A 12,370-nucleotide genomic window follows, 5' to 3' on the forward strand; every position below is an offset into this window, starting at 1 on the left:
ATGAGCGGGTTTGATTGCGATGTCCTGATCATCGGCGGAGGGCCGACAGGGGTGACGCTGGCAAGCCTGCTGGCGAAACGCGGGGTTAGCGCCATCGTCGCGGAGAAGGAGGCAGGCATCTTCCCTCTCCCCCGTGCGGCGCATATAGACCACGAAGGGATGCGGATCCTGCAGGACGCAGGTGCAGCCAAAACGGTGATGGCATCCAGCCGCCGCGCCGATCGCTACGAGTTCCGCAACGCCAAGGGCAGAGTGCTGCTGTGTTTCGACGGGGCCGAAGGGATCGGCCCGGGCGGATGGCCGGTCGCCAACATGATCCACCAGCCTTCGGTTGAAGCCGCACTCAGGGCATCGCTCGCCGAACGCGCGCCCGAAGCGCTGCGCGGCGGGTGGGATATGATTGCGTTCACGCAGGATAACCGGGGCGTCACCGCCCGTTTCTCAACGCCGCAAGGCGAGCGCTCCCTGCGGGCCCGCTGGGTTGTCGGGGCTGACGGCGCCCGCAGTTCAGTCCGGAAGGCCAGCGCCATCACGTTCGAGGATCTCGGCTTCGAGGAACCATGGCTCGTCGTTGACGTGCTCGTCGATGATCCAGCGCGCTTGCCCACCGCCAACCTGCAGATCTGTGACCCCGCGCGTCCCACGACCTGCGTCCTCATGGGCGAAGGCCGCCACCGCTGGGAGTTCATGATCCTGCCCGGTGAGACCCCTGAGGCCATCAGCGCTCCCGCCTCGGTGAAGCGGCTGCTCGCGCCGTGGAACGTAATGGACGCGGTCAGAATCGAGCGAACCGCCGTCTATACTTTCCGGGCCCGCATTGCAGAGCAATGGCGCAAAGGGCGCGTGCTCCTGGCCGGAGACGCCGCGCACCAGACCCCGCCTTTCGCGGGGCAGGGCCTGTGTTCGGGGCTGCGGGATGCAGCCAACCTCGCTTGGAAGCTGGCCATGTCGGTGAAGGACGAGGCCGATGCCGCGCTGCTCGACACTTATCAACCCGAACGCGCGCCGAACCTGCGCGCGACCATCGACATGGCGATCATGATGGGCCGCATGGTGTGCACGACCAGCCGGATCGGCGCCGCGTTGCGTGATGCCAAACTTGGCCTTGCCCGGATGCTCGGCAAGCTCCCTGATGGCCCGCCCGCCTATCCGCCGCTGGCAACGGGGCTTATCATGATCGGTTCACCGGCAGCGGGAAGCTATTTCCCGCAAGCGGTAGCAAGCAACGGCGCTCGCCTCGACGATGTTCTGGGCCCGGATATGTGGCTCATCAGCCGCCGAGCACTGGAGGCGAGCGCTTTCGCACCCTTTGCCGAAAATTTGCGCCACTGGCTAGACCGCCATCAGGCAGAAGCGGTGCTGGTGCGACCGGACCGCTATGTCTTCGGAACAGGTGCAGCGAACGACCTGAAACAACAATGGTCCGCTGCCCTGGGAACAGGATCGGTGAGCCGGTAGAGCGCCGAAGTTAGGGAAAATCAGCTCAGGGGTCGCTTCCTTCATATCGGGTTGCAGGAAGAGAACTTTTTTATAACAGTCATTGACGACCTGACCATCGTAGCGTTGGCTTCTGGTAAAACCGGCCTTCGACGTGCAGTTTGGGAACGGCAGGTAAGTCCCACGATACGGCGTTCAGCCTCTGGCCGCATCCGACCAGAGTCAGTCGTCCGGCTCAATCATGATAAACGTCCGGTTTTGTCGGCAATGAACAATCCCTCGCTCGCAGCGTGGTTGAGCCGAACGGCCTCTGCGTTCGAGTACGCAGCGCCGAATGCTGCTTCCAATGCCGCCAGGCCAGCTGCCCTCATCTGCATATCCTGTTATTTGCCGGATCCCGGTCTGGCTTCCTTGGCAAAGCCATCGCGCAGCGATTCTAGCGCGACGCGCTATCCGCGTCGGGCCAACGGTTTGAGCTGCGCATTCTCTTCCGCCGGTGGGCCAGATACCAACTGGCATCGCCACCCCTTTCGCGACGCGCGCGTCCCCGCTAACGGCGCTCCGCACATAAGACGAAGATGGCCCACGGGAGGGGACCGATTCATGCGCTCACGACTAGCATGTGGCATTATTTTTTTGGCGCTGGCCTCGTCGGGTGCCAGATGTGAAACGCTGCTCATCGCCCCCGATCGTGTTTTCACCGCTCAGGACAGGACCGCGCATGCAGGCTGGAAAGTGCTCGTCAACGGCGAGATCATCCAGGCGGTCGGCCCGGACATCGTCGCGCCTCCGGGAACGCGGACGCTGGAGTTGCCCGGCACAACCCTACTGCCAGGCTTGATTGATCTTCACTCGCATCTGTTCCTCCATCCCTACAGCGAGACCTTGTGGGATGATCAGGTCCTCAAGGAGCAACTGCCTTACCGTGTCCTGGCCGCCGCAAACCATGCCCGGGACACCCTGAATGCCGGCTTCACCACGTTGCGGGATCTGGGCACCGAGGGCGCCGGCAATTCCGACGTAGTGCTGAAACAGGCGATTGAGGCCGGCCTTGTGCAGGGCCCGCGGCTGCAAGTGGTGACCCGGGCCATCGTCGCGACCGGCGCTTATGGCCCGGCTCGCCGGGACTACACCATCAGCGACCTTCCGCAGGGCGCAGAAGAAGCCTCCGGGACCGATGGCATTGTCACCGCCGTGCGTCACCAGGCCGCAGCCGGCGCTGATTGGATCAAACTCTATGCCGACTACCAGATTGGACCAAACGGCGAGACCCTGCCCGCCTTTTCGCAGGAAGAACTGACCGCCGCTGTTACCAAAGCTCACGACCTTGGCCGCAAAGTCGCCGCCCATGCGGAATCGGACGAGGGCATGCGCCGGGCGGTTGTGGCGGGGGTTGACACCATCGAGCATGGCAAGGGCGGATCGGAGGCGACCTTTCGCCTGATGGCCAAGGCCGGCGTCGCTTATGTCCCGACCCTGACCGAGGTGGAGTACTACGGAATCTACTTCCACGGGTATATACCCGGCAAAACGCCTCCGACCGCAGACATGGCGAACAGTGAACGGGCGTTCCGCGCCGCGCGATCGCTTGGCGTAACCATCGCGTCAGGTTCCGATGTGGGCGTGTATCCGCATGACGAAAACGCCCGCGAACTTGTCTGGATGGTGCGCTATGGCATGGCGCCAGCCGAAGCGCTTATAGCCGCCACGGCGACCGATGCCGCCGTCTTGGGAGAAGGTAAGCGTCTGGGCAAAGTGCAGCCCGGCTTCATCGCCGACCTGGTGGCGGTGTCCGGGGACCCGACAGTCGACATCAGTGCGGTGGCCCATCCCGTCTTCGTCATGAAGGGCGGCCAGATCGTGCGGGCGCCGACCGTCGCGGACACGCCCCGACCTTGACAGACCAAGGCCTCGCCCTGACCGCGACGCGGCAAGGTCAATACAAAGCCGGAAACTGACGATTTATGGTGCCAGTTTGATTGCCGCTGCACTTACCCTCCTGTTCGCCTGCGGCCTGGGCTTTGGCATGGGCCGCGCGCGGCTGTGTCTGGTCACCGCGACCCATGACTTTGTCGTCGCGGCTGATCCCGGCGGATTGCGTCTCCAAGCACTGGTCATCGCCGCCATGGCATTCCTGTTCGGCAGCGAACTGATGCTAGGAATGCACCGGCTACCCCTGCCAATGGCGGGCGCGGGCGTTGGCCTGGTCCCGGTGGGCGCAGCGCTTCTCGCCATTGGGTTCATCCTCAACGATGGCTGCTATCTTGGCAGCGTCAGCTTTCTTGGCCAGGGCAAGCTTCGATACCTCTTCACCCTGATCGGCATTTACCTGGCCGAGTTGATTTCGGTCCCACGGCGGCTGATGTTCATCGAACGGGAGAGCCTGGTCCCGCAGATGTCGATTCCACCCTTGGCCACCGCGGCTGCCGTGTTCGCAGTCCTCGCATGGGTCGCTCTAGGCCCGAAGGCGAATGGGGGCGGCAGCCGGCGAATGTGGGGCGTGATCATTGCGAGCGTGTCGGCGTTGTTGATGTTCTCGATCCTGCCCGGCTGGAGCTACGGCGCCACGATCGCCGGTCTCGCCCGTTCGGGCGTGCTTGATCTCGGTCTCCCACAACTCGCCGGCGTGACGCTGTTCCTTGGGGCGATCATCGCCAGTGTGACGTCTGGACAGTGGCGACTGGAACTGCCTGGACTGAGCGGCGTCGTCAGATGCCTGTTGGGCGGTTACATTATGCAGACCGGGGCGCAGATAGTGCCCGGCGGGACCGACACCTGGCTGTTCTGGACCATTCCAGGCGGAGGCCTTCACGGCGTGATTGCTTATGCCGTTGTTGTCCCGATCACGATTGCCTGGTGGTGGATACACCGCAGCCTCACCCGGGTCAGGGCAGTGGGAGCATGAGCGTCGCCAAGCAAGGGCAGGGGGCGCTCAATGCGCGGCGCCAACACTTGACCGGTGGGTGCGCGGATCGTGCTGGGAGAAAGGGACGAGGGTCATGATCAACAGGTTTGCCATCGCGCTGGCGTCGGGGGTGGCGCTGTTCAGCCATTCCACCGGAGCTAAAGCGCAACTGCCGAGGGCTACAGCCTGCGTGCTGTCCGTTCAGGAAACGTCGGGTCAACTGGGCATTGTCTCGTCGGGCGGTGCAATGATGGCAACGATACCGATCAGCGAGCGGCCCCACGAGATTGCTGTCACGCTAAACGGCAAGACCGCCTATGTCTCGCAGTTCGGCATCACCGATTATGACAGCCGCCTCGGAACGCCGGGGGATCGTGTTGCCGAGATCGATCTGCTTAGCGCCCGGCGTGTCGCCGATTTCATTCTCCCGCCATCGGCGCGTGGTCCGCATGGGGTAAAGTTGCGCCCCGCAACCAGCGAACTGTTCGTCAACGCCGAGGCCGGCGGGTATGTGATGTTCGTATTTGATACACGCACGCGTCGGCTGCTCCGCAGCTTCCCGCTGCCGAACGCGACGCACAATTTCGTTTTCTCGGCGGACGGCAAATCGCTCTACAGCTTTGCCGGTGCCAACGGCGCCAGCCGGATTGATCCGGATGACGGCAGCGTGCTGGCGCAACGTGATGTCGGATCACCCATCCGCGGACTGTTTCTGACAAAGGCCGGCGCCATCTTGGCCAGTGCGAAGGGTGCGCTCTTCACGCTCGATCCGGGCGATCTCGGGGTTGTGCAGCGGCTTGAGGCGCCCCGTCCCGGCCAGTACATCTATGCTGAACAGTGGCCCGACGGGATGATTGTCGCGCCATCGCCTAGCGACGGGGGGATCGCTCTCTTCCCGGCGAACGGCGGGCCTCCACAGTTTGTCGCGACGGGTAAATCGCCGATTCTGGTCCGACGCGGTCCGGACAACCTGATCTACGTATCCAACGCGGAGGACGATCACATCAGTGTTCTGGGCTTGAGGGGCGACAATATCCTTACGCTCAAGGGATTGTCGGGACCCAATGGCCTCGGGTTTGGGCGGTGCCCGGCCTCGGCCGGAGGCGGCCGATAGAACGGCCGCCACGTCGTGCCGGGCGATAAGCGGGAGGGGCCGCCTGAGACCTGCGCGTGACCGGGGTTAGCACACGGTAATGCCATTCCGATCGTTGCTAACTTTGCTTGCGGCCATCGTTCTTTTTGCGGCTCTGGCCTAACCTCGGTCAATCGACGAGCCCAACCATTCAAGGCTGGGACGCCTGCTTCCGCCCAAAGCCGCCTTTGAAGGAGTGCGTAGGGAACGACCGCTTTGTCCCAGACCCGGTCCTTCAGCCTGCCCGATACCGGCCATCGACACGGTCTCGGATTTGTCAAACTTGGTTGACTACTTTCGAACTCGAATCCGTTGGCGGGTTAGGGAAATGTGAAAAAATTCACCGGTGTTCGTGATCCACTATGCCGGGTGATCGCCCATTTTGGCTGGCAGAAGTGGGTGGTACCCTTCTGCCCCCCCCCTTACACCCAACAAGGCCAGTGGGCTTAGCGAGGGCAAAGCCCTGGACCGCGTCGCACAACTAGAATCGACCCAATGTCGCGACCATTAGTTTTCCCGAATTTCGTACCCACAGGCCGGACAATTTCGCTCGTGCGCCATCGCTGGGGGCGGGCAAGCGGTCTCCGCTCCCTTGAGCACGCCATTGATCTTCTCCTCAGTAAACCGCGCCTCTGATCACCCTTTGATCGCAATCCAAAGGTCACGTCGGCAAGTGGGATTGGTTCGCATGTCACCGCTAGTGGTGCCGACATTGTTCCAGGCAGCTCATCAATACCAGGTAGTCAGTCAAATATACTGAAGTATTCTTCCTCTGACTCTTGCGCCGGATTCCGCGGATTCCTATGTGCAAGGCGAGCCGAAGCGAGGTTGCACCCTCGCCCCGACTCTGACCACCAACCGTCGTATGAGGACGAATCAAATGGCTGACACGATCACTAGCAGGCAGGCGCGCGCCTGGAATGCAGCGCGTTTATATTATCAACAGTGTGACCTTGCCGTCGCGGCAATGGGCCCCAACACACCCCTAGATGAATCTGAGGACGCCGAGTGTGCCCTTGAGCTGGCCCGACGGGACTTCCTCGAGCTGAACGCACCGACGTTGGACGGGGTATGCGAACGCATCATCCTCACCTGGGGCGAGAAGCTGTTCGACCAAGACGACCCTGACATGGACGACCTGCGATCGATCTTGGGCAACCTGCGGTTGCTGAGCAACGAGCTGAGCTGACAGCCGGTCAACGTGTGGGCGACTTTCCAGCCTCCCTGTATGGACTGCCTCGATACGTCAGGACGGTGAATCTCCCGAGGTAGTTGCTGTGATGCCGCAGATCGCCGACGTGGCAATCTTCGGCATCAAACACCCGGTAAAGGCTTCTCTCTTGGTTGCGGAGAAGAGGGGCAAGGGCGCAAAGGGTGGGCGAGGGAAGGCAGGCCTGCATTACCCTCCCCCCCGTAACCGAACCCAACATTGCTCCAAAAAAGTAAGCCCCGCGTGCGAGTCCGAAAATGCGAACCAACCCCAGTACCGATTGGGGCGGCTGAGTATATCCTTTCTACAGCTGTCTCAAAATATCGTCGTGCGCTCCGCAACCAAACAGGTGCCAACTTCTCGATAGAGCAGCTTCGGGAAATGGCGCAGCGGGGCGTACTTGAACTCATCACGCTCGCAGAAGCGGAGGACCTTTGTCCCGTCAGAACTCCCCCTACATCATCGGTGACTATTGGCTCGACAAGCGTCGAGACGGGAAGAGTCCACAAGTTTGGCAGATCGCCACAGCCGTCAAACGATCAATCCTATATCGCAGCACTCACTGCAGGAGCCTAGCCGAAGCCAAGGAAGTACTGGAAGCCCACGTCGCTGAGATCAAAGCACAAAAAGTCCAGAACCCAACCCATGCCGCTGTGGTGCCGATTCTCATGACCTACTGGAAGGAGCATGGGAACAAGGCAGTGAATAGCGATCAGACCTCCCGTTCGATCCGAACGTTCATCGGGTTTCTATTGGTCGATCACGTTGGCCCGAAGGCTGTCATGACCGATCTCAATCCAGCGTTATTCGAACGCTTCCGCGAATGGCGAATGGGGCCGCACGAGTTCACGATTCCTTGGGCTGGTAAGTCAGTTCAGTACGCAAGCAGGGGCGTATCAGGGGCAACGGTCCAGCGTAACCTCAACGACATTCGCGCTGCGTTCGGTCATGCGCGGGACAACATGCGTCTGCCGTTTAGTCCAAAAATCAAGGATATCGATCAACGATATCGTTCCGTACCGCGTGAGCGTGTGCTGACGATCGACGAGATGGCGAGAATTGCCTGGTACTGCTCCCATAATCCGGCGCTGTTCAGGTTTGTCGCTCTGCAATTCGCGACAGCCGTCAGGCCGGCTGCTGCGCTGAAGTTCGATCCACGTAAGCAGTATCGGGATGGGCTGATCGATCTTCAGCCCGACCAGGCTCAGCAGACAAAGAAGCGTAACGCGGTCATTCCGGTGGTGCCGCCGTTGCGCCCGATTCTCTTGGCCTGGGCTCGGGAAGGGCCGGTGCCGGTCGCCAGTCATAAGACTGCTTGGCGTGTCATGCGTCGGGCGCTTGGCCTATCGAGCGATGTCCACCCCAAAACCATCCGGCACACGATGGCGACGCTGCTCTATGGTGACGATACAGTGCCCGAACGAGAGATTGTCGAAATGCTTGGGCATGAGGGCAACCTCGCCCGGACAACAAAAATCTACGCGAAGTACGATCCTGGGAGGTTGAAGAATCTCGTACGCTCTATTTCAAAGCTTTGGTTGAAGGTCAGCCGGGCCGCGCGGAAGTTCGGCGCTGACCATACGCTGACCACTGGCCAACGCGGAGATCCATTCTGCGTCATTCCGAAGAAAAAATGACGCATTATCAATGGGGTATGGTGGGCGCGGCAGGGATTGAACCTGCGACCCCACCCGTGTGAAGGGGAATTGCGATTTCGTGTAAGTATACTGTTTTTACGCAATAATTTCAGACCTACACATTCGCCGTGTACGAGCTTTGTACGAAGACCTTTGACGTACTGGTTTTTTGTACGCCGAACTACTTTGCTCGTCCCGATCATAGCCAAGATTTCCGACCGTGTCTTGCCGATTTGCGGCGGGTCGGATGGTCGGCCTTGGCCACCAACTCCCACACAAAAAACCGCTGGAAGGGCGGCAACCCTTCGCAGCGGCTCATTCGATAGCTGTGCGTCTATGGCGGAATCCTATCGTTTCACGGACTTGCGTGCAAGCGTACTTTTCGTCGGAGGGCTGCCATGAGCACCACCCTTTCCCATAGTGGTTTGCCGCCGGGCGTGGGCCGGTTCGACCTGCTGCGAATTTTCGAGCAGGTGGCGCGACCGGGCTTTGGCCTGTCGTCCACGGCGGTGGCGCTGGTCCGGCACTATGTGCTCAAGACCATGGACGGCGACTATCTGTCGGGCCACATTTGCGCCGTCTGGACTCAGGCCTGTCGCTTTGCAGAAGCCCTGGGGCTGACGCCTCGCTCGATCAATTCCGCCGAGCGTGAATTGGAGCAGGCGGGCTTCATTGTCCGCAATGCGGGAATCAATGGCGAGCGCGCGGGCGACCGCAAAGATGGCGCAATTGTCTGGGCCGCGGGAATCAACCTTGCACCGCTAGTCGACCGGTTCGCCGAAATGCAGACAAAGGCAGACGCGTTGGAACTTCAGGCCCGAGCCATCCAGCAATGCCGGGCCGAGATCCGCCAACTGGGGCAGCGCATCCGCGAAGCGGACGACGATGATCTGCGCGAAAGGGCGGAGATCATTCTGCCTGATGGGCGGACCGCGCGGATCAACAGCATCGACCGTTTGATTGCTATTCGCGAGGCCTTGTCCGCCACTCTCGACGCAATCGAAACTGCGCCCGACCCTGAGCCCCGTGCACTGAAAACTTCCGGCGCGCCGGAAGAAAACTGCGCACCCAATATACAGAACAAAAAATCATCACGAAAACGTACCACGCCCGAGCGCGATCCGCTGGAGCGGATCAGACCTGCGACGGCGCTGAGCGTGGCAACGGACGGATATCGCAGCTTGGTCGAGGCTCTGGGCGGGCCGACCTGGCCCAATCTTGTCGAGGCATCGTGGCGAAGTCGCGGGCGGCTCGGTATTTCCCAGGTCACGTGGGGCCGGGCTTGCCAGCAGTTCGGGCGGGAGCGTGCTGCGCTCAGTGTGCTGCTAATCGACCGAAACTTCGAATTGCCGACCGGCCATCGCTATCGCGTGCTCTCGCCCGGTCGATGTTTGGCAGGGATGATGCGGCGGGCGAAGGCAGCGAGCATCAATCTTGCCGGCTTGTTTGTTGCCGCCGAGCGGGAGGCTCAGCGAGAGACGCGGTGTGGCGAAATGCCTCTGGAAACTTCGCCGCCGCCCGAGTTGCCCCTCGGACCAATGACAGATCTCACGGCAAAGCTGATGGCGTCGTTTGAAAAGCGCGTGATCGCTGAGCAGCACCGCAGGCACACAGACGGGTAAGCCGGTCTCCGGCTTCACGCATCCACAATCGCACATTCCCACTCGCACACATGTGAACATGTGAAGGATCAAGCATGACCATCATCGCCATTGTGAGCCAGAAAGGCGGCTCTGGAAAAACCACACTCTCGGTGAACCTTGCGGCCGCTGCTGAAGCATCGGGGGCGGTTGCACTTATCATCGATACCGATCCGCAAGCTACGGCAACCCAATGGGGCGCATGGCGCGCCGACAAGGCACCCGAGGTGATCGACAGTGCCCCGCCGCGCATTCAGGCAAAGGTTGATGCTGCAGAAAGCCAAGGTGCCACTTTCATTGTCATCGACACGCCACCCCATGCAGACAGCGCGGCCAGCAGGGCGGTGGAAGTCGCCGACCTTGTATTGATCCCCTGCCGTCCAAGTGCCTTTGATCTGGCCGCGATCAAAACGACAATCAGTCTGGTTCGGCTTTACGGCAAACCGGCCGTCGTTGTGTTCACCGCCGGGCCGCCGCATGCACCGAGGATGTACGAGGAAGTGTCCGAATTGGTCCGAGGCTTCGGCATCGCGCCTTGCCCGCACATACTGCCCGATCGCGCCGTCTATCGCCATGCCAGCGCGGCGGGCGCCTCGGTTCTCGAATTCGAGCCTGAGGGCAAGGCGGCGGCTGAAATCACTGCCATCCACATGTGGGCTATCGCACATGTGGACATGTCCACTGTCGCGATTGAGGGGGTGTAAAGCCATGAGCCGCTTTGCAAATTTGGCTGATAAGCCCAAAGCCGGTCCAAATCAGGAAGCTATGGCTTCGGAGAAGGACTCAACCGGTTTCCCGGACTATGCGACGGCGGCGGCGATGAAGCCTTCGCAAAGACCTGCCAGCCGTATAGGTCGCAAAGCGATCGCGGCCTACTTCACACCAGAAATGTCCCTCGCCATGCACCTTTGCGCTCGAAAAAATTGCGTCACTCTGCAGGAGTTGATGGCCGAGGCCTTCAATGATGTCTTGCGGAAATATGGTGAAAGCCCGATCGGAGAATGACACGGGGGGCAGGCTCTCCAGTCAGTAGAATGCGATAAGCTGGCATTATTCATTGCATAAATGCAAAATATTTTTGAAATCCTTGGCACATTCCTAAAGGCTCAAGACCATTTTGGAGTTTGATGCGATGAGGCCAATTTTGGATGGTAAGGTTGTCCTCGTAACCGGAGGTGCCGGCGGAATTGGCACTGCTGCTTGCACTGTGCTAGCGCAAGCCGGTGCGCGTCTTGTTATCAGCGATATTGCCCAGGAAACTGGGCATAACATCGCCAATGCACTCTGTGATCAAGGGCATGAGGCGATCTTCGTGCCAGCTGATTTATCGTCGGAAGTCGCGATCGAACGGCTAGTGGCGGAGACCATGTCACGCTTTGGTAGGCTTGACGGAGCCTTCAACAACGCCGGAATGGAACAGGGCAATACGCCACTTGATAAAATCACGCTTTCACAATGGGATAGAGTTATTCAGATAGACCTCACAGCAGTTTTTCTTTGTATAAAATACCAAGTTCCAGCGATGTTGCAAAATGGGGGCGGCTCGATTGTTAATACCGCTTCTGGACTCGGGCAGATAGCCATTCCCAATGCGGCTGAATACGTTGCGGCAAAGCACGGAGTTATCGGCATCACTCGCGCTGCTGCTGCTGATTATGGAGCGATGGGCGTTCGGGTTAACGCACTCCTTCCAGGAATTGTGCGAACGCCTATGCTGGAGCGACTCAGCAATGACGCCTCGTTCAGTCCGCTCATCGAAAAGATGAAAATGCGACACATGATGCAGCGCTTTGCTGAACCGCACGAAATTGGCGAGGCCGCCAAATGGTTATTATCTGACGGGGCATCTTTCGTGAACGGCGTGGCGCTAGCCGTGGATGGCGGCGCACTGGCGAATTGAACACCGATGATCGTATCGCAGGAAGCTTGGTCATGCAGTGGTGGTCAGACTATTTCGATGACGTCGATACGATGCAGGGCGATCGCTATGGCCGCTGGTTCGCCGAAGACATCGAATTGCAGTTCAACAATGCCCCGGCGATAAACGGGAAAGCTTCGGTTTTGGTGTTTCTGCGGGAATTCACGCATAATTTCAGCCAGCTTCACCACAGCCATGTGGTTTTGACGGGCAATGAGAACCATGCAGCAGGCGAAGCAGTGATCACCTTTACCGCGCACGACGGCGCGCAATATGCGGTACGCGGCATGACCATGGTCACACGCAAACAGGGGCTGTTTCGCAGGATGGCCATTTATGCCGATTTTTCGCCGCTTTACGCAGCACTCCAGGACAAGCAATCGGCAGCTTAGTTCACGACAAAATCGTTGCACGCCCTGCGGAGGCAACGTTTAGGCACGCCTCGACTCTCCAAACGGGTGGGGTTATCGTTCTACAAGATGTGCGGGGTT

Annotated in this window: 11 protein-coding genes; all 11 read left to right on the forward strand. The window is 60.1% G+C overall.

Translation table 11 applies throughout. From position 1 onward, the window contains the following. The 11 genes from CFE35_RS15230 (at nucleotide 1) to CFE35_RS15280 (ending at nucleotide 12,271) form a co-directional block, all read left to right on the forward strand. Complete coding sequence (locus tag CFE35_RS15230; protein WP_292931758.1) at nucleotides 1-1,458, forward strand: bifunctional 3-(3-hydroxy-phenyl)propionate/3-hydroxycinnamic acid hydroxylase; 1,458 nt, start codon at nucleotides 1-3, stop codon at nucleotides 1,456-1,458. 615 nt (nucleotides 1,459-2,073) lie between these two features. Then, nucleotides 2,074-3,336, forward strand: coding sequence for an amidohydrolase family protein (locus CFE35_RS15235; protein ID WP_292931760.1), 1,263 nt, complete (start codon nucleotides 2,074-2,076; stop codon nucleotides 3,334-3,336). A gap of 76 nt (nucleotides 3,337-3,412) precedes the next feature. Further along, entirely contained in the window at nucleotides 3,413-4,342 is a 930-nt protein-coding gene (locus CFE35_RS15240) for a YeeE/YedE thiosulfate transporter family protein (RefSeq protein WP_292931762.1), read from the forward strand. A 94-nt stretch (nucleotides 4,343-4,436) separates the two neighbouring features. Beyond that, a complete protein-coding gene (locus tag CFE35_RS15245) occupies nucleotides 4,437-5,456 on the forward strand; it encodes a YncE family protein (RefSeq protein ID WP_292931763.1) in 1,020 nt (339 codons plus the stop codon). A gap of 898 nt (nucleotides 5,457-6,354) precedes the next feature. Then, the gene (locus CFE35_RS15250; RefSeq protein WP_292931765.1) at nucleotides 6,355-6,663 is read left to right on the forward strand and encodes a hypothetical protein; all 309 of its coding nucleotides are present in this window, start codon (nucleotides 6,355-6,357) and stop codon (nucleotides 6,661-6,663) included. Nucleotides 6,664-7,118: 455 nt separating this feature from the next. Next, nucleotides 7,119-8,321: an integrase gene (locus CFE35_RS15255; protein WP_292931767.1), complete on the forward strand. Its 1,203-nt coding sequence runs from the start codon at nucleotides 7,119-7,121 to the stop codon at nucleotides 8,319-8,321. Nucleotides 8,322-8,719: 398 nt separating this feature from the next. Next, nucleotides 8,720-9,943 (forward strand): replication initiation protein RepC, encoded by a 1,224-nt coding sequence (gene repC, locus CFE35_RS15260; RefSeq protein ID WP_292931769.1) that lies wholly within the window; start codon nucleotides 8,720-8,722, stop codon nucleotides 9,941-9,943. A 74-nt stretch (nucleotides 9,944-10,017) separates the two neighbouring features. Continuing rightward, a complete protein-coding gene (gene parA / locus CFE35_RS15265; protein WP_292931771.1) occupies nucleotides 10,018-10,665 on the forward strand; it encodes a ParA family partition ATPase in 648 nt (215 codons plus the stop codon). A 4-nt stretch (nucleotides 10,666-10,669) separates the two neighbouring features. Further along, a complete protein-coding gene (locus CFE35_RS15270) occupies nucleotides 10,670-10,966 on the forward strand; it encodes a ribbon-helix-helix domain-containing protein (protein WP_292931773.1) in 297 nt (98 codons plus the stop codon). 112 nt (nucleotides 10,967-11,078) lie between these two features. Further along, a complete protein-coding gene (locus tag CFE35_RS15275; RefSeq protein ID WP_292931775.1) occupies nucleotides 11,079-11,861 on the forward strand; it encodes an SDR family oxidoreductase in 783 nt (260 codons plus the stop codon). Then, a complete protein-coding gene (locus CFE35_RS15280; protein WP_292931777.1) occupies nucleotides 11,858-12,271 on the forward strand; it encodes a nuclear transport factor 2 family protein in 414 nt (137 codons plus the stop codon). The genes CFE35_RS15275 and CFE35_RS15280 overlap by 4 nt, the downstream gene beginning before the upstream one ends. The last annotated feature ends 99 nt before the right edge of the window (nucleotides 12,272-12,370 follow it).

It is taken from the genome of Novosphingobium sp. PASSN1 (assembly GCF_002278815.1).

Excerpts from the sequence above, each read along its gene's own strand:
- CFE35_RS15230 (WP_292931758.1), top strand. The coding sequence starts at position 1 with ATGAGCGGGTTTGATTGCGATGTCCTGATCATCGGCGGAGGGCCGACA.
- repC (WP_292931769.1), top strand. The coding sequence starts at position 8,720 with ATGAGCACCACCCTTTCCCATAGTGGTTTGCCGCCGGGCGTGGGCCGG.
- CFE35_RS15250 (WP_292931765.1), top strand. The coding sequence starts at position 6,355 with ATGGCTGACACGATCACTAGCAGGCAGGCGCGCGCCTGGAATGCAGCG.
- parA (WP_292931771.1), top strand. The coding sequence starts at position 10,018 with ATGACCATCATCGCCATTGTGAGCCAGAAAGGCGGCTCTGGAAAAACC.
- CFE35_RS15270 (WP_292931773.1), top strand. The coding sequence starts at position 10,670 with ATGAGCCGCTTTGCAAATTTGGCTGATAAGCCCAAAGCCGGTCCAAAT.
- CFE35_RS15245 (WP_292931763.1), top strand. The coding sequence starts at position 4,437 with ATGATCAACAGGTTTGCCATCGCGCTGGCGTCGGGGGTGGCGCTGTTC.